The sequence below is a fragment of the Candidatus Phytoplasma sp. AldY-WA1 genome, from assembly GCF_020312115.2.
Taxonomy (GTDB): Bacteria; Bacillota_I; Bacilli_A; order Acholeplasmatales; family Acholeplasmataceae; genus Phytoplasma; species Phytoplasma vitis.
In genome coordinates this window covers 14878-36333 of record NZ_JAHRHX020000004.1, presented here as the reverse complement: position 1 = coordinate 36333, position 21456 = coordinate 14878, and the positions used below count along the sequence as shown (strand labels likewise).

The following is a 21456-nucleotide window of genomic DNA, read 5'->3' as shown; positions in this document are numbered from 1 at the left end:
TTTGTTAAAATATTTCTAGCTAAATGAAAATCTAACCTACGTCTACGCTGATTATCTTTGTTATTTCCTTTGAATGGAGACAACAAAACATCCTTAGTTTTTGTTCTAAATGTATTTAAAATTTGATTTGCGTTAATAATTATTTTTTCAATTTTTGAATCATCTAAATATTTAAATTCTTCACTGTTAATTATAGTAATAGCACGAGACGAAGTTTTTATATTTGAAATATTATATTTTAATTTGTTTTTATGAATGAATTTAATTTTATTTTCAGGATTTGTAGAATCTACACCTAACAATGCAATAATTCCATTAACATCGTTAAATCGCAATTTTTTTAAAAACTCACTTTTTTCTTTAACAAAAATTTTTAATTTTTTTAATTCTTGTAAAGGACCAATTTTATCATCATTTTTATAAATAATTTGTTTTTCTAATTTGGTACCATTAAAACAAACAATACAAATAGGGACGGTAGTATCTTCGAAAGGATTGGGTTCGATGATAATAATTCTGTTAACATTGGTTTTATCAAATTTTGAATTAATAAAAGTTTCTGGAACAATTGCAAAACCTGGGTGATTTGTAGATATCATCTTATTTAAAGCTAATAAATAAAGATCGGCAAAATTGGATGTTTTAAAATAATCTTTATAAATTTGTGTAAATTTTTTACGATAACAACTATTTTTTGCTAAATACGGCGGATTTGTTGATATAAAATATTTATGTTCTTTTTCATAAGGTATATCTTTTAAAGAATCATTAATTTTATATTTAACAAATTTCTTATCAATGTCATACCCTATAAAATTTAAATTATTAATTTTATTTTTAAAATAATATTTTAAAAAATTTAAAATATCCCCTTCGCCAGCGAAGGGATCTAAAATAATATGATTTTCTTTTAAATTATCAAAAATAAATTCTTCTAATGGTTTTGTGAACCAATTTTGTTTTTTAGTAAAAAATTGACCGAATCGAATTTTGTTTGTCAATTGGAAAACCTACCTTTCTTTTTTTAATTCTTTCTTTCTAATAAAAATAACTAACAATAACAAAAGAAGAATTATTTTTTAATTCATTATTATAAGTATAATAATTTAAATATTATAGTTTATCGTTATTTAGTTCATATTTATTTTATTTCTATTCTTTTTCATTATATATTTTAACACATTTTTTTATGATTATTATTTTTTAGGATTGATTTAATGTTATTTTATAATTTGTTTGGAATTATTTTTCATTTATTTTAATTCCTATTTTTTTTGATTAATAATAAGTTTCTATTTGATAAGGCAAAACATAACCAATTTCTTGAAATGTTTGGGTGGTCATTTCAAAGTGATAAATTAAGGTTTTTTAGTGCCACTGCGGTTTTTTTTTTTTTTTGCTTTTTTTATTTTCGAAAATAAAAATTATTGTTTTTGACAATAATAAAAAAAGAAACTTTGAAAAGTTTCTTTTTTGTTAAATTGTTTCTTTTAAATCAATGTTTTTAACAATATTTTTGATTGTTTTAGAAAATTTAAATGTTAACGCTGTTATAGCTGGTATTGTAATTTCTTTTTGATCAATAATTCTTTTGATTGTGCGTTCTCTGCTCGTGATACTAGGACAAATTTACCTAATTTTGACGATAAAACGACGCACTGTTATAATTTTTTTATCTCATTATAAATATTAACAATCAACAAAATCCTCTTTATTTAAACGTTCAAAAAGTTTTGTTCCTAATTTTAATTTTTTATTTTTAGTAACTCCGAAATGAGATAAACTTTCAAAAGTATTTTCTTCTGCTTGAATTTGTTTTAAAATATTTTTAGATGTTTCTGGTAAAAAAGGTTGTAATAAAACACCTATAAAACGAATTGTTTCTACTAAATTATATAAAACAAAATCTAATTTATCTAAATTGTCTTTACTTTTAATCAAATTCCAAGGTTCCGTTAAATCAATATATTTATTACATAAACGAGCTAATTTTAATATACATTCTATAGAATCACTCACTTTATAATCTTCCATAAAATGACGCAAAAATGATATAGTTTTTAAAGATTCTTTAGCTAAATCAATCGATTCAAATTCTTTAACCTGATTTAATTTTTTTCTTAATTCTCCATTATTATATTTAACTATCATTCCTAAAGTACGACTTAATAAATTACCTATAGTATTCACAAGATCAGTATTATATCTTTCAAATAAAAGATCATAAGTTAAAATACCATCAGAATGATAAGGAATTTCATGTAAAACAAAATAACGAATAGCATCTACAGAAAAAATTTTTAATAAATCATCTACATAAAGAGTATTATTTAAAGATTTAGACATTTTTTTATTATTAAATAAAATCCAAGAATGGATCAAAAATTTTTTTGGTAGAGGTAAATCTAAAGCCATTAATAAAATAGGAAAATGAATTAAATGAAATCTAGTAATATCTTTTCCTATTATATGCAAATCACAAGGCCAAAAATATTTTAATTTATTTTTTTTATCATCTTCTCCAAAAGGATAATCAAGTCCTGTAATATAATTACTTAAAGCGTCTATCCAAACATAAACTACATGCTTAGAATTAAAATCTAAACTAATACCCCATTCAAATGAAGTTCTAGAAATAGATAAATCAGGAAGTGGTTCTTTTAATAAATTTAAAATTTCTTTCTTAATATAAGGAGGTAAAATTAAATGAAGTTCATCATTTAAATATTTTAACAATCGATCTTGATATTTATTTAATTTAAAAAAATAAACTTCTTCTTGAGTCCAAACAGGCGTCTCACCATTAGCTGTTTTACCATTAATTAAATCTTTTTCCGAAATATAACTTTCTTCATAAACAGAATACCAACCTTCATATAAACCTAAATAAATATCGTCATTTTTTAAAAGTTGTTTCATAATAATTTGAACTTGTTTTTTGTGAAAAGATTCGCTTGTTCTTATAAAAAAATCATATTTAATATTCATTTTGTTATAAATTTCTTTAATTTTATCAGAAATTTGATCAACGTATTTTTGAGTATCTAATCCTTGTTGTAATGCTTTTTTTTGTATTTTCTGCCCATGTTCATCGGAACCAGTTTGGAAATAAACATTATAGCCTTCTATTTTTTTAAATCTTGCTATAGCATCAGCTAAAATCATTTCATAAACATTTCCTATATGAGGTATAGATGAAGCATAAACAATAGAAGTGGCAATATAAAATTTTTTATTTACAGGTAATATACTCATTTAATTTTCGAAAACCTTTTTTTAATTTTTTTGAACTTTAATTTTATTATAAATTATTTTTTTAGAAATTTTTCGTGCTTGCGATACTTTAGCAAAAGATTCTTTTTCATTATAACCTTGTTCTAAAAAAAACTCAATATGTTCTTCTAAACTTATATCTTTATATAAATTATTATTTTTATTAGTTTCAATAACTAAAACATATTCACCTTTTAAACATAATTCATCTTTCAAAATATCTTCTAAAGAACCATTAATAATAGTTTCGAATTTTTTAGTCAATTCTCTGGCTAAACAAATATTTCTTTCTTTTCCATAACAATCGCTAATTAATATTAATGTATCTTTGATTCTGTTTGCTGATTCATATAAAATCAAAGAACCTTCAAAAAAACGATATTTTAACAAAACTTTCTTTTTCATCTCTTTTTTTTTAGACAAAAAACCTAAAAAAAGAAAAGGACAATCAAAAGAAGAAAGAACGAAAGCAGATAAAAAAGCTGATGGTCCTGGAACAATAGTAACATTAAAACCAGCATTTTTCACTTCTTTTACCAAAAGAAGACCTGGATCACTAATTAAAGGAGTTCCTGCATCACTAATTAAAGCTAGATTATTACCTTTTTTTAACAAAAACAAGACTTTTTGCAGACGTTCTTTTTCATTATATTTATGCAAAGAAATTAATTTATTTTTAAAATTATAAAAACGTAAAATTTTAAAAGCTATTCTTGTGTCTTCAGTTAAAATATAATCAACTTCTTTTAAAGTCTCTAAAGCTCTAAAACTCAAATCAGACATATTTCCGATAGGTGTCGCCACTAAATACAATAAACTTTTATTTTCAACAAAAGTTTTTTGAATAATTACCATATATTAAATATCCTAAAATTTTATTTTTTTACTAAACTCTATTAATAAAGCTAAAAAACAAAAATGTTCTTCTAAGATATTTTTTTTCTTTTCCATTTCAACTAAGTAATTTAAAATATTAATAATTGATTTTGAAGATAATTTATTATAAAAAGAATTTTCTAATAAATTATTAGAAAAATTAAAAGTAAGATTATTTTTTTTATAATATAAATCTAAAAAAAAACTTATTAAAAGAAATAAAAAATCATCCATAAAATTTTTTTGTTTTATTATGTGTCGAGCATCAAAAAATAATTTAGAAACTATTTTATTTTCTAGCGAAGTGTTTAAAAAAAATAAAAAAAATTTTTTTAAATCATAATAATAATTATCTAATTCTACTTTTCTTATTTTATTCAATAACAAAATCAAACTTTTATCTAATTCATTTATGTTATTTTGTTTATCTTCAAAAAAATAATTATGTTCATATTCATTTTCTAAAGAAAAAACTTGTGCTCGAGATAAAATAGTAGAAAGAACCAAATTACGATCTTTAGTTAACAAAATTCCTAAAGTATTTTTATTAATGGGATTTTCTAAAAAATAAAGCAAACTGTTGGCAACTCTATAAGATATATTTTCGATGCCATCAATAACATAAACTTTCTTTTTTTGTAACAAAGAAGTTTGATTAAAATACAATTGCATTTCTAAAATTTGTTCTTTTGTTATTTTGGTATTATTAGCGTCTAAATAATAAAAATTAGGATAACAAAATGTTTTTATATGATGTTTTAAAATCGCAGAAGGTTTGTCTTTTTTTAAAAAATCATATACTAATTCAAACATAAATAATTTTTTTGCTTCTTGATGCGATCCTTCTATTAAATAAAGATGCATTAATTTTTTATTTTGAATAATAAATTTAAATTTTTCTAATAAAGATTTCGTATTAATCATATTTTATTTTTTAATAACTGATCAATTTTGTTTTCAATTATCAATTTTATTTCTTCCAAAGAAAGAGTAGCGTCTATTTTATAAATTCTTTCAGGATATTGTTCACAAAGTTTTAAATAACCTTTTCTAACTTCATTATGAAAACTATTTTTTTGTAAATCGAAATATTCTATTTTATATTTTCTTTGTGCCTTTAATCTTTTGATTCCGATTTCAGGTTCTAAATCTAAATAAAAAGTTATATTAGGTAAATTTTCCATAGCTAAAAAATTAATTTTTGTTATAAAATCTGGCCCTAATTTTCTAGCGTATCCTTGATAAACTATCGAAGAATCAATATATCGATCACAAATAACAATTTTATTATCTTTTAAAGCGGGAATAATAACTTTTTTTAAATGTTCTGTTCTATCAGCGGCATAAAACAAAGCTTCTGTATAAAAATCTATTTTATTACAATATCGAAATAAAATTTTTCTCATTTCCATATTAAAAGGACATCCACCAGGTTCTTTAGTTAAAATAACAGAATATTTTTGTATCATTTTTTCAAATAAAAAATGAGATAAAGTAGTTTTACCTGTTCCTTCACAACCTTCAAAAGAAATAAATATCATAATCTTCCTTTTTTTAATAAAAAATTTTCTTTAAACAAAGTCCATTAGATGGAGCTAAAAAATAAAATTTTTCACTATCAACATTAAACATATTTTCTAAATCTGTTAAAGTCTTTCTTTTTTGACCTATAAAAATTAAAAAACCTACTAAAAATAAAATCATTTGTTTCAAAAAACCTTTTCCGTGAAAAAATAAAATAAATTGATTTTCATTTTCTTCTGAATAAACTTTATAAATTACTTTAACTGTATTTTTTTTAGGATCTTTATTATTAGTAAATAAAACAAAATCTTTTTCACCTTCTAATAAATAAAGAGCTTCTTTAATAAGTGAAAAATTAATATTTTCAAAGTATACTTGAAAACGATAATTAAAAGAATTTAATTTTTTTTTTGAAAAAACATACTTATAAATTTTAGATTTAGTATGATAACGAGCATGAAATAAAGAATCTTTTTTTTCTATATCTAATACTTGAATATCACAAGGCATTACCTTATTTAAAGCTCTTTTTAAAGAATCTGGTTCAATCCAAAAAGAAGTTTTAAAATGAACAACCTGTTCTTCTGCATGAACACCTTGATCAGTACGACTGGCCGCTATAGTTAAAATTTTTTGTTTAGTTATTTTAAATAAAGAACGTTCTAAAACTGATTGAATTGTTATCACATTAGTCTGTTTTTGGTAACCATGATAATTAGTGCCATCATAACTTAATATTAATTTATAAGTAAATTTTGACAAATAAAAAACCTCCTTAATATATTAAATTTTTTTACAAATAAAATAATATTATTTTCAAATAAAAAAACTCCAAACAAAAAAAACAAAAATAAAACAAAAGATAAAATAATCTTTTTTGGTAATTTGGAAAACATTTAATTTTGTTCTTGGTTTTCCTAAAACATATCCTCTTGTTTCCATAGCATTAGCCAAAACAAAAGATTTTTTAAAAGCTAAAATTAAAATAGGAATTAATAATGAAATTAAATAATAAACTTTTTTAAAAATATTTTTAGTATAAAAATTAAGTCCTCGAGATATTTGAGCTTTTAAAATTTTTTTACTTTCTTCTAATAAAAAAGGAATAGACATTAAAATCAAAGAAATCATAAGAGAAAAAATTTCAACAGGAAATTTAATTATTTTAAGAGGTTTTAAAAGAATTTCTAAACCATCTTTAATTTCGATAAAAGAAGTTGTTTGGTTAATTAAAAAATTAAGCATAAAAAACAAACAAATACGTAAAAAAATAAAAAAAATGTTTAATAAATCTTTTTTATCGAAATATAATTTTAAAAAAAAATCTTGATTTAACGAAGATTGTAAAAAACTAGGTAATATAATAACAAAGAAAAAAATAATTAAAAAATAAATATTTTTATATTCGTTTTTTATTAAAAAAAATGATACAAAATATAAAAACAAAATAATACTAAAAAAGAATGTTATATCATTAGGAAAAATAGAAAAAGAAAATTCTTTTTCTTTTTCTGAAACATGAAGACAAAAACAAAAAAGAAAAAAAAATTTTAAATTTAAAATTTGTCTTATAAATTTTATGAAAAAATTATCAATAAGTTTCAATAATAAAACAAAAATAAAAATAAAAAAAATAAAATAAGAAAAATAAAATAATTGTTTTTGTAATGTTAATTTAGCATTTAAATCCAAATTTAAACTAAAAATAATTTTAAAAATTAAAATAAATAAAATAATTTTTAAAGAAGGATGAATACTTTTTAAAAAAGATTTATTTTTTATATCAATTATCTCCATGTGATTATGCACCTTTATAAAAATTCTTGAGACAATTTAACAATTCCTCATAAGAAAATTTCGGCTCAAAAGAGACTCCTAATTTTTGATTTAAAAATTTTAAAATTTTAAAAATTTTAGGTTCAGATAATCCAAATTTTGATAATTTATAATTTGTAAAGAAAATTTCTTTTAAACCAGAAAATAAAATTTCACCTTTATCTAAAAAAATAATTTTATTAGCGTATTCAAATACTAAATCTATATCATGAGTAATAAAAATAATAGTATTTTTATCTTTTTGATTTTTATTTTTTAAAATATTCATGATATCTTTGGAGCTATTAACATCTAAACCTCTAGTAGGTTCATCTAAAATTAAAATAGACGGTTCAATAGCAAAAATACCAGCAATAGCAACTTTTCTTTGCTGTCCTTCAGATAATTTAAAAGGAGAATTTTCAAATAAATCTTCAGTTATTCCAACTTGTTTTAAAGCTTTAACAGCTTTTTTTTCCACTTCTAAATTATTATTATTAAAATTTTTAGGGCCAAACATAACATCTTTTAAGATAGTGTTTTCGAAAAGTTGATATTCTGGAAATTGAAAAACCAAACCTATTTTTTTTTTCAAAGAAGTTAAAATTTTTGGTGATGTCTTTTTATCTATTCTCTGTCCAAAAATATCTATATAACCTTCCGACGGAACTAATAAACTATTCATTAATTGAACTAAAGTGGATTTACCTGAACCTATTTTACCAATTACAGCTATAAAATCATTTTCAGAATTGATAGACAAATTGATATTACGTAAAGCTGCTTTTTTATTTTTATTGTAATAAAAAGTTACATCTTTAAATTGTATTGCCACAAAACATCCTTTAATTGTTCGATTTTTTTTTGATTTATCTCTGATAAATCTTTTTCTTTTTGCAAATCATAATAGAGTTTTAACTCTAAAGGTAAATGATTATAATAATTTTGCAAAAATAAAGAATCTTTAATTAAATTTGAAGGTTTATCATATTTAATTAAATCGCCTTTATCTAAAATCATAATTTTATCACTTTTCAAAGCAAAAGATAAATCGTGAGTTATAGTGATCAAAATTTTATTTTTTTGTTTATGAATACATTGGATAATATCATAAATTTCTTCTGATCCTTGTGGATCTAAAAAAGATGTAGGCTCATCAAAAATAATAATATCTGGTTCCATAGATAAAACAGAAGCTATAGCCACTTTTTGCTTTTGACCTCCTGATAATTCTTGAGGTTTAGAATCCAATAGATGTTGAATATTCAACATATTAGAATATTTCAATATTTTAGATTCAATTTTTTCACGAGATAATAATTGATTTTCTAAACCAAAAGCAATATCGCTCTTAACATCGAAACCGACAAATTGATAATCAGGATTTTGGAAAACGATACCAATTAAAAAACGTAATTTTGTTAAATTATTTTCATTTAATTCAATATTATTAATAAAAATTTGACCTTTATGTTTGTTTAATAAACCAACTAATATTTTAGCTAAAGTAGTTTTTCCTGAACCATTATCTCCGATAATAGCAATCCATTGACCCGAATAAATTTCAAAATTCAAATCATTAAAAATTTGTTTATCTTTATAATTAAAACTTAAATTTTTAACAATTATCATTTTTTATCCATTTTTTCATTTAATTTATAATATTTTTTCGATTTTTAAAAATATTAAACAAATAAAATAAGAGCCATAGAAGCAGAATCGCCTCTTCGACATTCGCTTTTAATAATTCTTGTATAACCACTTGTTCTATCTTGGTATTTGACAGATATTTCTTTGAATAATTTTTGTAAAACAGTTTTCTCTGAATCAATTCTTTTATTAAATAAAAAAGTTGAAGCTAATCTTTTAGAATCTAAAGTGTTTTTTTTACTTAAAGTAATCACTTTATCAACTACTTTTCTAATTTCTTTCGCTCTAGATTCAGTAGTAAAAAGACGTTCGTTCATAATGAAACTAGCAACTAAATTTTTTAATAAAGATTTTCTATGAGATGTATTACATCTTAATTTGCTATAAGCCATATTATTGCACCTTTTTTAATTATTAAAAATATTTTTATATAACTCTTTATTTATAAAAAAATTATAAATTACTTTTTTTATAAATAAAAAATTCAAAAATATAAAAATTACTTAAATAAAAAAATAAAAAACTTTTTTGTATTTTATATTATTTGTATTATTTTTGAATATCAATTATTATCTTTAAAATGAAGATCTAATTCTTTCATTTTTTCTTTCAATTCTTCAAAAGATTTTTTTCCTAAACTATTTAATTTTAAAATATCTTTTTCATTTTGGTTCACTAATTCTTGAACCGTATTAATTCCTGATTTTTTTAAACTATTAAATAATCTAACTGATATTTCTAATTGATCTAACCTTAAATTCAAAGCATGATTATAACTTTCTAATTTAGGTTCGTAAACAAAATCTTGATTTTGAACTGTATCACATAAATTAACTAAAACATTTAAATGATCAATTAAAATTTTAGACGCTATCGATAAAACTTCTTTAGATGAAACAGATTTATTAGTTTCTATTTCCATAACTAATTCTTCTTTGCTATTGATTTTTTGTTCTATATTATAAGTTACTTTTAAAACTGGCGTGTATAAAGAATCAATTGCGATAACTCCAAATTGATTTTTACTATAAATTTTATTATCATCAGCAGATGAATAACCAATTCCTTTTTTAATAGTTACTTCCATTTTAAAAGAAACATCGGGTGATAAATGAGCTATTATTTGATCTTTATTGCAAATTTCGACTCCTTCAACAGTTTCGAAATCAGCAGCTGTTACTCTTTTTTCACCAACAACATCTATTTTCAATTTTTCTTCAAAATCTTCTTCTTGTGAAGTAGTACTAATAACAACTTTTTTTAAATTTAAAATAATAGACATAACATCTTCATAAACACCTTTTATTAAGCTGAATTCATGATCTACGCCTTCAATTTTGACATTTACAATAGCGACTCCTGGTAAAGAAGATAATAAAACTCTTCTTAAGGAATTACCTATTGTAATTCCAAAACCTTTTTCTAAAGGTTGAATAATAAATTTACCAAAAGATAAATCTGAACCTTCTTGTTTAATATTCATGTTAGGTTTTATAAATTTCAATTTTTTCATTATAACATTAACCTCTTCAATAAATTTATTTTTTTATCCACGAGGACGTTTAGGGGGTCTACAACCATTATGTGGTACAGGAGTGACATCTCTTATAGCAGTAATTTCTAAATCAGATTCTTGTAAAGAACGAATAGAAATCTCTCTACCAACACCAGGTCCTTTAACAAAAACTTCAATTTGTTTCATTCCTTTGTCTTTTGCTAAAGAAGAAACTTTTTTAGCTACTTGTTGAGCGATATATGAAGTAGATTTTTTACTATTTTTATAACCTAATAATCCTCCACTACACCAAGCAATAGTATTTCCTTCTAAATCTGTAATAGTTATAATAGTATTATTAAAAGTAGCTTGAATATGAGCTATCCCTACAGGAAAATTTTTTTTACTTTTTTTTGCTTTAACTCTTTTTTTTGATTTAACTTTTTGAGACATAATTAAAACACTCTTCCTTTAAATTATTTAAATTTTTTATCTCCTGCGGAAGTTCTCTTACGACTTTTTTTAGCTGTTTTAGCATTATTTCTAGTTTTTTGACCTCTCACTGGTAATCCCATACGATGACGGATTCCCCTATCGCATCCTATTTCTTTTAATCTTTTGATATTTAAAGCAATTTTTCTTCTTAAATTACCTTCTATATCATATTTATTACATTCACTTTTAATAAGAGTTATTTGTTTTTCACTTATCTCATCTTGTTCGTTGATATTTAATTTTTGTAATATCTTTCTAACAGTTGCTGGACCGATACCGTAGATACTTCTGCTTAACTCAAAAACAATATTTCTCTTTTTTTTATCTTTTGATATCTTTGTCATTTACCAAACTCCTTTGTTTAACCTTGTCTTTGATTATGACGACGTTTTTTCTTATTTATAACATAAACTCTTTTTTTACGACGTACAACGATATCATCATCGCTACGTTTTTTAACAGAAGCTTTAACTTTCATTTAACATTATCCTTTTGTAAAAAACGATAAATAATACGACCGCTATGATCGACTTTCACTTTATCACCTAATTGTATATGAATTCTACGAGTACGTATTTTACCAGATATAAATCCTTCAATAATTCTTTGATCAAGAAGTTGTAATTTAAATCTTGCATTAGGTAACTTACCGACAACTACAGCTATAGCATCAGTAGAACAGTTATTATCAATCGTTTTAGAACTATTATTATCTACCATTATTTTATTATTTTCCTTTTTTTATTCATTTTTATAATTTAAATTATTAATATTTATTTTGTTTTATATCTTTATGATGTTAAAATTTCATATCCTTTATCAGTAACCAAAACTGTATGCTCAAAATGAGCGCTTAAACTTGAATCACAAGTAACAGCAGTCCAACCATCTTTTAGTATTTTAATCTCTTTAGTTCCTAAAGTAAACATAGGTTCAATACAAAAAGTCATACCTGATTCTAAAACATAATCTTTCAAAGCAAAGTCAAAATTAAAAATATAAGGTTCTTCATGTAATTTCTTTCCAATACCATGACCTGAAAAAATCTCTATGATGCCATAATTATGTTTATTACCGAATTTACCAATAGCACGAGAAATATCCGAAATCTTATTGCCAGGTTTCACTTGTTCTATTCCTAAAAATAAAGATTTTTTAGTATTTTCTATAAATTGTTTAATTTTATTTGAAACTGAACCCAAAGAATAAGTCCAAGCTGAATCTACACAATAACCTTTATGTTTGATACCTATATCTAAGGTGACAATATCACCTAATTTAAGAATTCTTGTTTTAGAAGGTAATCCGTGAACTACAACTTCATTCACTGAAATACAAATATAACCCCCGAAGCCTTGATAACCTTTAAAAGCAGAAATAACACCATTTTTTTTCATCAAATCAAAAGCAATCATATCTAAATCAAAGGTAGAAATACCTACTTTTAAAAATTTTAATAATTCTTTTCTTATTAAAGATAAAATCTTTCCCGCCTCTTTCATTATAACGATTTCATCTAATGATTTAATTGATAACATAAAAAAAATAAACAACCTCTAATTATTCTAATTAATTTTTTTAAAATTTAAAAATTTATTTAAAAAAATTTATTATAAATTTTTTGAACATTATTTTTTGCTTTCATATCTTGTATTGATTCTAAAGCGACACCAACAATAATTAAAAGACTAGTCCCACCAAAAGTAATTTGTTTAGATATTGCACTTCCTGCTAAATAATTAATTATATCAGGAGCAGAAGCTAATAAAGTCAAAAAACAACTACCAAGAAAAGTAATTTTAAACATTTCACGAACTATCTTTTTAACAGTAGGTAATCCAGGTTGAACATCTTTTAAATAAGCATTTTGTTTTGACAAATGTTCCGCGACATCTTTCGGATTGATAGTCATAAAAGATGAAAAAAAAGAAAATAACATAATTAATAAAACATAAACAAAAAAATATATTCCTAATTCTGATCGCGATCTTACAAAAATATCAATATATTTAAAAAATGTTCCATTTTTTGGAAAAAATACTGATATTTGTTTTATTAAATTTAAAAAAGCATCCGCAAAAATAATTGGTAAAATACCAGATGTATTTAATTTAATAGGAATGTATTTATCAATTTTATCATTATTTCTATTTATAGCGTAATTAATAGGGATTTTTAAATAAGCTGAAGATAAGATAATTGTTAATATTAATAAAATAAAATAAGAAATTAAAATCCATATACGCTGTATTTCCGAACCATCTGCAAATAACAAATAATCAAAAGTTTTATATAATTTATCTGCCATACCTACAGCTATTAATATAGAAATTCCATTTCCTAATCCCTTAGAAGTTATTAAATCAGCTAACCAAACAGATATAAAAACGCCGACTGTTAAAAAAAAGAGTGTCTGAAATATCAAATTATTAGGTGTATTAGATGATGATAATGGGGATTCAATTTGAATAAATGTCCATCCATGACCTAAAGATAACAAAATAGTCAAAATTCTAGTCAATATATTAATTTTACGTTTTCCTTTTTCTCCTTGTTCTTGCCATTCTTTCATAAAAAGGAATACCTTTTGACTCAATTGAATAACAATAGAAGCAGTAATATAAGGCATAACTCCCAAAGATAAAATACATAAAGAATGATTACTATAAAATAACGATTCCCAAAAATTTTCACTTGACAGTTTTGGCGGTGAATAGTATTTTTTACCTAAAAAAGGAATATAAATTCTAGTACCAATAACATAAACCAAAATAATAAATAAAGTGAAAAAAATTTTTTTAATTGTTTTTTTTTTATCTACTAAAAAATTAATTAATCTTGTCATATAAAACTACCTTATTATTTCTATATTACCACCATTTTGTTCGATAATATCTTTTGCTTTTTTAGAAAATTTACAGGCTTGAACAGTTAATTTCTTAGTTAAATCGCCTTTAGCTAAAACTTTAACCAATAACTTATTATTTTTAATTATTTTATTTTTCAATAATAAATCTTTTGTTATTAAAGAACCGTCTTCAAACAGTTCTAATTCTTTTAAATTAACTATACAATATTTAATTTTATTAAAATTATGAAAACCTCTTTTAGGAATTCTTTGGAAAAAAGGTGTTTGACCACCCTCAAAACCTAATCGAGTACCACCGCCAGTACGAGCTAACTGACCTTTATGACCTTTACCCGAGGTTTTACCGTTTCCGCTTCCAGGTCCACGTCCTAAACGTTTAACTGTTTTTCTAGCACCTTTAACAGGTTTTAATAAATGTAACATCTTAATTGCTCTCTTTATTAATAATTTCTTCAACTACAACTAAATGATGAATTTTTTTAATAATGCCTCTGATAACTTCAACATTATCTTTTATAACTTTTTGATTAATCTTTTTCAAACCTAAAACATTAGCGTTTTTAATTTGATTTGGAGTTCTCCCGATTAAACTTTTTTTTAATGTAATTGATAATTTTTTCATTTTTGTTTACCTTTAAATCTTGCTACTAAATTAATGCCTCTAGTTTTTTCTACATCCTTGATAGTTCTTAGTTTTTGTAATCCGATCATTAAAGCTCTTAAAGTATTTATAGGTGTTCTTGAACCTAAAGATTTTGCTGAAATATCACGAATACCTACTAATTCAAAGACGGTTCTAGCCGCTCCTCCAGCAATAATGCCTTTACCTTTTGCAACAGGTTTTATTAAAGTTTTAGAAGCGCCATACTCACCGATAACTTCGTGAGGAATAGTAGTTCCTGCAAGTGGAATTGTAACTAAATTATTTTTCGCTTTCTCTAATGCTTTTTTTATAGCATCTAAAATTTCTTGAGCTTTAGCGCTTGCAAAACCTACTCGACCTTTTTTATCTCCGACAACAACTAAAGCAGAAAAACGTAAACGGCGTCCGCCTTTTACAACTTTAGTAATTCTATTAATTAAAATTACTTTTTCTTGAAAAATACTATTTACTTTTTTAAAATTATTTTTGTCTCTTGAATTGTTTATATTAATCAAAATATTAATCCCTCTTCTCTTGCAACATTCGCTAAAGTTTTTATACGTCCATGATATAAACGTCCATCACGATCAAAAACAACTTTACTAATACCTTTTTGTAAAGCTTTATGAGCGATAATTCTTCCGATATCTGCAGCTACTTTATTATTAATTATACTAGCTTTAATTTCTTTACTATGAGCGCTGCATAAAGTAACTTTATTTTTGTCATCGATTATCTGAACATAAAAATATTTTTTCGAATAAAAAACATTTAAACGAGGTCTTTCTGAGGTACCTATTATTTTTTTTCTTAAACGTAAATGACGTTTTTTACGTAAAGATGTTGATGATTCTTTATTTATCATTATGTAAATAAATATCCTTTCTTATTTTTTAGCACTTTTTCCTGCTTTACGATGAACATAAGCACCAGCTAAACGAATTCCTTTACCTGTATAAGGTTCTGGTTTGCGTAATTTTAATATTTTAGCAGCAAATTGTCCTACAAATTGTTTGTCTATACCTCGAATAATAATTTGTTTATTCTTTATAATCTCTATTTCAACATCAGAAGGAATAGGTAAAAAAACAACATGAGAAAAACCTAAATTAAAAATTAAATTAGAGCCTTCTTTTTTAACAACATAATCTAACCCAACAATTTCAATCTTTTTTACAAACAAATTAGTTAAACCTGAAATCATATTAAATAATAAAGCACGTGTAGTACCATGAATTTTTTTCATAAAAACTTCATTATTTGGTCTTGAAATTTTAATTAAATTATCTTTAATATCGATATTTAATGAAGGGTTTATTTGATATTTTAATTTATGTGAAGAAGATTCGATATGAATTAAATTTTGTTCTCCAATTTCGACTTTAATTCCCTCAGGAATTGAAATGGATTTTTTTCCTATTCTTGACATTATAGTCTCCTTATATAAATTACCAAATATAAGCTAAAACTTCTCCACCTATATTATTAGCTAAAGCTTCATAATCTGTCAAAATACCCTTTGAAGTAGAAATTAAAGCTATTCCTAAACCATTTAAAACTCTAGGTATTTTTTTAACAGAAACATGTTTGGATACTCTTTTTAAACCTAAAATGGTTCTTTGTTTATTACCATGATATTTTAAAGAAATTGTAATATTTCTTCTTGCCTCATCTACAAAAAAACCTTTAATAAAGCCTTCTTTTCTTATAACTTCTAACATTTTTATTTTTAATTTAGAACAAGGAACCGAAACTTTTTCATGAAACATTGCATTAGCATTACGTATTCTTGTTAATAAATCAGCAATAGGATTCGTAATCATAATTTTTCTTATTCTCCTTTTTACCAACTAACTTTCTTAACACCAGGTAATTCACCTTTGTTAGCTAATTCGCGAAATTTAATTCTAGATAAACCGAATTTTCTAATATATCCTCTTGATCTACCATCAATTTGATCTATATTTTTAAGACGAACTGGTGAAGATTGAACTGGAAGTTTTGATAACCCTTTGTAATCTTTTTTTCTTCTTAATTCAAGACGTTTTTCTATATATTTTGCAAATATTTCTTTTTGTTTTTGGTTTTTAACAATTTTAGATTTCTTTGCCATTCAACAACTCCTTATTTAATGTTTTTGTATTTATTAAAAAAATATTTATTAAAAATTTTATTTTCTGAAAGGCATTCCATAAAATTCTAATAATTTTTTAGCATCTTTATCGTTTTTAGCTGTAGTAACAATACAAATATCCATACCACAAACTTTTTTAACTTTGTCTAAATCAATTTCAGGAAAAACAATTTGTTCTTTTATCCCTAATGAGTAATTTCCTCTACCATCGAAAGATTTAGGGCTAATACCTCTAAAATCTCGAGTTCTTGGTAAAACTATTTTAATTAACTTATTTAAAAAAAATTCTTTTTTATGACCTCTTAAAGTAACTTTTAAACCAATAGGCATTCCTTCTCTTAATTTAAAATTAGAAATGGATTTTTTAGCTTTAATAATTACAGGTATCTGTCCACTAATTAAAGTTAACTGTTCATACAATTCGTCTAAAATTTTAACATTAGAAATAGCTTCGCCTACAGACATATTAATAACTATTTTTTCTATTTTAGGAACTTGCATTACTGATTTAAAATTAAAAATTTCTTTTAAAGCAAAAAACGAATTTTTTGTGGTCAAATCAATATTTTGTTTTTTCATTTATTATCTACCTTTTTTATATTATGATACATCCAACAAAACACCAGTTTTTTTTGAATAACGAACTTTTTTTCCTGATTCATGACGGAATCCGACACGAGTTGGAATGTTTTTTTCAGGATCAATTAAAGCTACATTAGAAATATGAATAGGCATTTCTTCTTTAACTATATTTCCTTTTTTTTCATCTTTAGAAGGATTTTTATGTTTTGTAGCTATATTTACACCTTCCACTAAAACTTTTTGTTCTTTAAAAAAAATTTTTATTACTTTTCCGGTTTTGACAGTTTTATTACCTTTTTCATCAATAAAAAAACGATCTTTTCCAGAAATAATAGCTACTATATCTCCTACTTTAATATACATCATATTTCCTCATATTACAAAAACTTTTTCAGCTAAAGAAAGAAATTTAGAAAATTTACTATCTTTTAGTTTTTGATTTTTAACTACAGGTCCAAAAATCCTTGTTCCTTTTAAAGTCATATCATCTTTGATAATAACTACTGCGTTATCATCAAATTTAATATAAGAACCATTTTTTCCTGCTAAACCTTTTTTAGTACGTAAAATTAAAGCTTTAGATTTTTCTCCTGATTTTACCATTCCGGATGGAATACTTTTTTTAATAGCAACCACAACAACATCGCCTATTTGAGCATAACGTCTTTTACTGGAACCAGGAATATTAATAACTAAAACTTCTTTAGCGCCACTATTATCAGCTACTTTTAAACGACTATTTACTTGAATCATATTATTCTTTTACCTTATTTTTGCTCAAAATAACATTTAATAAACGAAATTTTTTAGTTTTAGATACAGGTCTTCTTTCTGCAAAAGAAACAAGATCACCTATTTTAGCAATTTCATTTTCGTCGTGAATATAAAATTTGCTAGTTTTTTTAATTCTTTTTTTATATAAAGGATGTTTATTATAAGAATTAACAGCTACAACAACTGTTTTTTGCATTTTATCAGAAACAACGACACCTGAAAAAACTTTTTTATTATTATCACGCATAATTTTCACCTCTTTTTTTAAAAATATTTTAAAAAACAAAAATATATTAATTTATTTTTTTTATTTATCAATTATTTAAATAAAATTAAAATTAAAAAAATATTTTAATTTTATTTAAAAATTATTCATTTGAAACGATTGATACTAAACTTTCATTTTTATTATTGATTTTAGACATTTCTTTTTCACGAATAATTGTTTTAATTTGTCTAATATTTTTTTTTATCTTACGAATACGAGATGTATCTTTTAATTTAACTAAATTCAAATTTAATTTAGCATCAAATAATTCTTCTTTTAAATTGATAATTTTTTTATTCATTTCATCATCAGACATTTTACGAATTTCTTTGATCATCATGATTCTTGGCCTCTTTTAACTATTTTTGTAGTAATAGGTAATTTATGTGAAGCTAATCTTAAAGCTTCTATTTCTATTTTATCTAAATTATTAGCATCACTAACTTCGAATAGAACTTTACCTTTTTTAACAACTGCAACCCATAATTCAGGATTACCTTTACCAGAACCCATTCGAACTTCTAAAGGTTTTCTTGTTAAAGATAAAAAAGGGAAAATGTTCAACCAAACTTTTCCTTCTCTTTTCATATGACGTGTCATCGCTATACGAGCAGATTCTATTTGTTGGCTAGTAATCCATGCTCCTTTTTTTGCAATCAAACCATAATTACCATTAATAATTCTATTTTGACCTTTTGATTTTCCTTCATAACTTATACGATGAGGACGACGATATTTAGTCTTTTTTGGCATTAACATAATATATTATGTACCCCTCTTTTTGATTATATTAAGACGTGCTTTTTTTAAAATTTTTCTTATCAACAAAATGTCTTTTATTATTATTTTTTTTATTTTCATATTGAGAAGAAAATATTTGTCTAGTATCTGCGATGGTTTTATTAGGTAAAACCTCACCATGATTAATAATTACTTTAACACCTAAAACACCATAAGTAGTATGGGCTTCTTCAAAAGCGTAATCAATATCAGCTCTCAAAGTATTCAAAGGAACAACTCCCATAGAAATAGAATCTCTTCTAGCTTTTTCAGCTCCACCTAAACGACCTGTAATAATAATCTTAATACCTTTAATGCCACTTTTTAAAGCTTTTTGAATAGCTGATTTTAAAACAGCTTTATAAAAAGCTCTTTGTTGCAATTGCATAGCGATATTTTGAGCAACTAAAACAGCAATTTTATTAATTGCTTTTACTTCGAAAATATTAATTTGAACTTTTTTATTAATTAATTTTTCTATGTTATTAATTAAACTATTTTTATTCTTATTTTCCGGACCTTGAATGATACCTATTTTTGAAGTATATAAATCTATTTCAATAAATTCATCATTTGATTTTTTTAAACGTTTGATTTCTATTTGAGAAATAGTTGATTTAGGATAATGATTTTTAATTAAAGTTCTAATTTTAAAATCTTCACCGACTAAAAAAGGAACTTTTTTATCAACATCATACCATTTAGATTCCCAAGTCCTAATTATTCCTAATCTCAAACCATTAGGATTACTCTTTTGACCCATTTACTTGCATCTCCTGAATTTCTTTTTTAAATGAAGAAAGAAATATTTTTACACGACTCATTCTTTTTTTTCTTTTATCTGTTTTGCCTTTAGCTCTCGGAAATAAACGAGGCAAACGTAAACCTTCATCGACAAATATTTCTTTAACAAATAAATCATCTTTATCAAAATTAAAATTATGAACAGCATTTGCAACAGCACTTTTTAATAATTTAAAAATAACAGGAGCAGACGATTTAGAAGTAAACATTAAAATAGCTTCTGCTTCTTTAACATGCTTACCACGTATTAAATCAGCAACTAAACGTGCTTTTCTGGGAGTAATAGGTATTGGACTTGTTACAGCTTTAACTTTCATATAAATACCTTCTTTAAATTATTTTTTTGAAACTTTTTTATCGCCTTTTGCATGACCGCGAAAAGTACGAGTACGTGAAAATTCTCCTAATTTATGATTAACCATATCTTCAGTAATAGAACAACTAATATACTCTTTTCCATTGTAAACATCAATTTTATGTCCAACAAAAATAGGTAAAATAACGCTTCTACGAGAACGAGTTTTAATAGCTTTTTCAGTTTTATTTTGTTTTTGTTTCATTACTTTAAGTAAAAGGGATTCATCACAAAAAGGACCTTTTTTAATTGAACGAGTCATATTTTATACACCTATAAATCTATTTTTTGCAATTTTTTAAAATCAACTTATTAGAATTTTTATTTTTCTTACGTGTTTTAACACCAAGAGCTTTTTTACCCCAAGGAGTCATAGGAGCTTTACGTCCAATAGGAGCGCGACCTTCACCACCACCATGTGGGTGATCATTAGGATTCATAGCTGAACCTCTAACAGTAGGTCTTATAGATAAATAACGACTTCTTCCAGCTTTACCATTACGAATTAATTTATAAAATTCGTTTCCTAATACTCCTATTGTAGCTCTACATTCAGATAAAAATTTTCTTGTTTGACCAGAAGATAAACTTAAAACAACATATTTACCCTCTTTTTTAATAATTTGAGCCGAAGTACCAGCACTACGAGCTAATTGGCCACCTTTACCAGGTTTTAATTCAATATTATGAACTAAAAAACCTTCAGGAATATTTTTTAAAGGTAAAGTGTTTCCGACTCTAATATCAGATTTTTCTCCTGAAAAAATTTTATCTCCTACTTTAACATCTTTTGGAGTCAAAATATATCTTTTTTCTCCATCAACGTAATTAATTAAAGAAATATTACAATTACGGTTAGGATCATATTCTATAGTAGATAATTTTCCAGGTATATTATCTTTATTGCGTTTAAAATCAATAATACGATATTTTTGTTTAACTCCGCCACCACGATGTCGTACTGTTATTTTGCCTTGATTATTTCTTCCGCCTGTGCTCTTTTGAGGAACTAATAAACTTTTTTCAGGAGTAGAAGTTGTAAGTTCTCTGAAATCTTGTAGACTCATGTTACGATGTCCATTAGACGTAGGCTTATATTTTTTAATAGCCATAATAAGT

Annotated in this window: 34 protein-coding genes; all 34 read right to left on the bottom strand. The window is 23.9% G+C overall.

The genetic code is table 11. From position 1 onward, the window contains the following. On the bottom strand, window positions 1-1001 hold a 1001-nt coding region (locus KTO59_RS00795; protein ID WP_284928194.1), incomplete at its 3' end, for a hypothetical protein. Between the two features lie 688 nt (window positions 1002-1689). Then, on the bottom strand, window positions 1690-3255 hold the full coding sequence (gene metG, locus KTO59_RS00790) for a methionine--tRNA ligase (protein WP_284928193.1): 1566 nt from the start codon (window positions 3253-3255) through the stop codon (window positions 1690-1692). Window positions 3256-3276: 21 nt separating this feature from the next. After that, window positions 3277-4128 carry a 16S rRNA (cytidine(1402)-2'-O)-methyltransferase gene (gene rsmI / locus KTO59_RS00785; protein ID WP_284928192.1) on the bottom strand — a complete coding sequence of 284 codons (852 nt, stop codon included), beginning with the start codon at window positions 4126-4128 and terminating at the stop codon, window positions 3277-3279. 12 nt (window positions 4129-4140) lie between these two features. Further along, window positions 4141-5073 (bottom strand): hypothetical protein, encoded by a 933-nt coding sequence (locus KTO59_RS00780; RefSeq protein WP_284928191.1) that lies wholly within the window; start codon window positions 5071-5073, stop codon window positions 4141-4143. Then, window positions 5070-5690, bottom strand: a complete 621-nt coding sequence (gene tmk / locus KTO59_RS00775; RefSeq protein WP_284928190.1) for a dTMP kinase — start codon at window positions 5688-5690, stop codon at window positions 5070-5072. Before tmk ends, KTO59_RS00780 begins: the two co-directional genes overlap by 4 nt. A gap of 13 nt (window positions 5691-5703) precedes the next feature. Further along, entirely contained in the window at window positions 5704-6435 is a 732-nt protein-coding gene (gene truA, locus KTO59_RS00770) for a tRNA pseudouridine(38-40) synthase TruA (RefSeq protein WP_284928189.1), read from the bottom strand. A 54-nt stretch (window positions 6436-6489) separates the two neighbouring features. Then, complete coding sequence (locus KTO59_RS00765) at window positions 6490-7470, bottom strand: energy-coupling factor transporter transmembrane component T (RefSeq protein ID WP_284928188.1); 981 nt, start codon at window positions 7468-7470, stop codon at window positions 6490-6492. 4 nt (window positions 7471-7474) lie between these two features. Then, the gene (locus KTO59_RS00760; RefSeq protein ID WP_284928187.1) at window positions 7475-8323 is read right to left on the bottom strand and encodes an ATP-binding cassette domain-containing protein; all 849 of its coding nucleotides are present in this window, start codon (window positions 8321-8323) and stop codon (window positions 7475-7477) included. Continuing rightward, a complete protein-coding gene (locus KTO59_RS00755) occupies window positions 8299-9120 on the bottom strand; it encodes an energy-coupling factor ABC transporter ATP-binding protein (protein ID WP_284928186.1) in 822 nt (273 codons plus the stop codon). Before KTO59_RS00755 ends, KTO59_RS00760 begins: the two co-directional genes overlap by 25 nt. A 53-nt stretch (window positions 9121-9173) precedes the next feature. Beyond that, the gene (gene rplQ, locus KTO59_RS00750; RefSeq protein ID WP_225696081.1) at window positions 9174-9530 is read right to left on the bottom strand and encodes a 50S ribosomal protein L17; all 357 of its coding nucleotides are present in this window, start codon (window positions 9528-9530) and stop codon (window positions 9174-9176) included. A 170-nt stretch (window positions 9531-9700) separates the two neighbouring features. Further along, complete coding sequence (locus KTO59_RS00745; RefSeq protein WP_225696082.1) at window positions 9701-10651, bottom strand: DNA-directed RNA polymerase subunit alpha; 951 nt, start codon at window positions 10649-10651, stop codon at window positions 9701-9703. Between the two features lie 33 nt (window positions 10652-10684). Continuing rightward, on the bottom strand, window positions 10685-11086 hold the full coding sequence (gene rpsK / locus KTO59_RS00740) for a 30S ribosomal protein S11 (protein ID WP_225696083.1): 402 nt from the start codon (window positions 11084-11086) through the stop codon (window positions 10685-10687). A gap of 23 nt (window positions 11087-11109) precedes the next feature. Then, window positions 11110-11472 (bottom strand): 30S ribosomal protein S13, encoded by a 363-nt coding sequence (rpsM, locus tag KTO59_RS00735; RefSeq protein WP_225696084.1) that lies wholly within the window; start codon window positions 11470-11472, stop codon window positions 11110-11112. A gap of 17 nt (window positions 11473-11489) precedes the next feature. Continuing rightward, window positions 11490-11606, bottom strand: a complete 117-nt coding sequence (gene rpmJ / locus KTO59_RS00730; RefSeq protein WP_121463671.1) for a 50S ribosomal protein L36 — start codon at window positions 11604-11606, stop codon at window positions 11490-11492. Continuing rightward, window positions 11603-11848 carry a translation initiation factor IF-1 gene (locus KTO59_RS00725; RefSeq protein ID WP_225696085.1) on the bottom strand — a complete coding sequence of 82 codons (246 nt, stop codon included), beginning with the start codon at window positions 11846-11848 and terminating at the stop codon, window positions 11603-11605. Before KTO59_RS00725 ends, rpmJ begins: the two co-directional genes overlap by 4 nt. A 71-nt stretch (window positions 11849-11919) precedes the next feature. Next, window positions 11920-12666 (bottom strand): type I methionyl aminopeptidase, encoded by a 747-nt coding sequence (gene map / locus KTO59_RS00720; protein WP_225696086.1) that lies wholly within the window; start codon window positions 12664-12666, stop codon window positions 11920-11922. 59 nt (window positions 12667-12725) lie between these two features. Next, window positions 12726-13973, bottom strand: coding sequence for a preprotein translocase subunit SecY (gene secY / locus KTO59_RS00715; protein WP_284928183.1), 1248 nt, complete (start codon window positions 13971-13973; stop codon window positions 12726-12728). 6 nt (window positions 13974-13979) lie between these two features. Continuing rightward, window positions 13980-14420: a 50S ribosomal protein L15 gene (rplO, locus tag KTO59_RS00710; protein WP_225696089.1), complete on the bottom strand. Its 441-nt coding sequence runs from the start codon at window positions 14418-14420 to the stop codon at window positions 13980-13982. 1 nt (window position 14421) lies between these two features. Continuing rightward, the gene (rpmD, locus tag KTO59_RS00705) at window positions 14422-14619 is read right to left on the bottom strand and encodes a 50S ribosomal protein L30 (protein ID WP_225696090.1); all 198 of its coding nucleotides are present in this window, start codon (window positions 14617-14619) and stop codon (window positions 14422-14424) included. Next, entirely contained in the window at window positions 14616-15152 is a 537-nt protein-coding gene (gene rpsE, locus KTO59_RS00700) for a 30S ribosomal protein S5 (RefSeq protein WP_445083510.1), read from the bottom strand. Before rpsE ends, rpmD begins: the two co-directional genes overlap by 4 nt. Beyond that, window positions 15152-15505, bottom strand: coding sequence for a 50S ribosomal protein L18 (gene rplR / locus KTO59_RS00695; RefSeq protein WP_225696091.1), 354 nt, complete (start codon window positions 15503-15505; stop codon window positions 15152-15154). The genes rpsE and rplR overlap by 1 nt, the downstream gene beginning before the upstream one ends. Before the next feature lie 21 nt (window positions 15506-15526). Further along, window positions 15527-16069 carry a 50S ribosomal protein L6 gene (rplF, locus tag KTO59_RS00690; protein ID WP_225696092.1) on the bottom strand — a complete coding sequence of 181 codons (543 nt, stop codon included), beginning with the start codon at window positions 16067-16069 and terminating at the stop codon, window positions 15527-15529. 19 nt (window positions 16070-16088) lie between these two features. Continuing rightward, entirely contained in the window at window positions 16089-16466 is a 378-nt protein-coding gene (gene rpsH / locus KTO59_RS00685) for a 30S ribosomal protein S8 (protein WP_284928195.1), read from the bottom strand. 17 nt (window positions 16467-16483) lie between these two features. After that, the gene (gene rpsN, locus KTO59_RS00680; protein WP_121463679.1) at window positions 16484-16753 is read right to left on the bottom strand and encodes a 30S ribosomal protein S14; all 270 of its coding nucleotides are present in this window, start codon (window positions 16751-16753) and stop codon (window positions 16484-16486) included. 57 nt (window positions 16754-16810) lie between these two features. Continuing rightward, window positions 16811-17353, bottom strand: a complete 543-nt coding sequence (gene rplE / locus KTO59_RS00675; protein WP_225696093.1) for a 50S ribosomal protein L5 — start codon at window positions 17351-17353, stop codon at window positions 16811-16813. Between the two features lie 21 nt (window positions 17354-17374). Then, window positions 17375-17719 carry a 50S ribosomal protein L24 gene (rplX, locus tag KTO59_RS00670; RefSeq protein ID WP_225696118.1) on the bottom strand — a complete coding sequence of 115 codons (345 nt, stop codon included), beginning with the start codon at window positions 17717-17719 and terminating at the stop codon, window positions 17375-17377. A 9-nt stretch (window positions 17720-17728) separates the two neighbouring features. After that, the gene (gene rplN / locus KTO59_RS00665) at window positions 17729-18109 is read right to left on the bottom strand and encodes a 50S ribosomal protein L14 (protein WP_225696094.1); all 381 of its coding nucleotides are present in this window, start codon (window positions 18107-18109) and stop codon (window positions 17729-17731) included. A 1-nt stretch (window position 18110) separates the two neighbouring features. Then, window positions 18111-18377: a 30S ribosomal protein S17 gene (rpsQ, locus tag KTO59_RS00660; RefSeq protein ID WP_263864476.1), complete on the bottom strand. Its 267-nt coding sequence runs from the start codon at window positions 18375-18377 to the stop codon at window positions 18111-18113. A 121-nt stretch (window positions 18378-18498) separates the two neighbouring features. Then, window positions 18499-18738, bottom strand: a complete 240-nt coding sequence (rpmC, locus tag KTO59_RS00655; RefSeq protein ID WP_225696095.1) for a 50S ribosomal protein L29 — start codon at window positions 18736-18738, stop codon at window positions 18499-18501. Further along, the gene (gene rplP / locus KTO59_RS00650) at window positions 18735-19157 is read right to left on the bottom strand and encodes a 50S ribosomal protein L16 (RefSeq protein ID WP_225696096.1); all 423 of its coding nucleotides are present in this window, start codon (window positions 19155-19157) and stop codon (window positions 18735-18737) included. Before rplP ends, rpmC begins: the two co-directional genes overlap by 4 nt. 31 nt (window positions 19158-19188) lie before the next feature. Next, entirely contained in the window at window positions 19189-19941 is a 753-nt protein-coding gene (rpsC, locus tag KTO59_RS00645; protein ID WP_225696097.1) for a 30S ribosomal protein S3, read from the bottom strand. Further along, on the bottom strand, window positions 19925-20299 hold the full coding sequence (rplV, locus tag KTO59_RS00640) for a 50S ribosomal protein L22 (RefSeq protein ID WP_225696098.1): 375 nt from the start codon (window positions 20297-20299) through the stop codon (window positions 19925-19927). The genes rpsC and rplV overlap by 17 nt, the downstream gene beginning before the upstream one ends. 18 nt (window positions 20300-20317) lie before the next feature. Then, on the bottom strand, window positions 20318-20599 hold the full coding sequence (rpsS, locus tag KTO59_RS00635) for a 30S ribosomal protein S19 (protein WP_225696099.1): 282 nt from the start codon (window positions 20597-20599) through the stop codon (window positions 20318-20320). Between the two features lie 19 nt (window positions 20600-20618). Beyond that, window positions 20619-21449 (bottom strand): 50S ribosomal protein L2, encoded by an 831-nt coding sequence (rplB, locus tag KTO59_RS00630; RefSeq protein ID WP_225696100.1) that lies wholly within the window; start codon window positions 21447-21449, stop codon window positions 20619-20621. Window positions 21450-21456 lie beyond the last annotated feature (7 nt).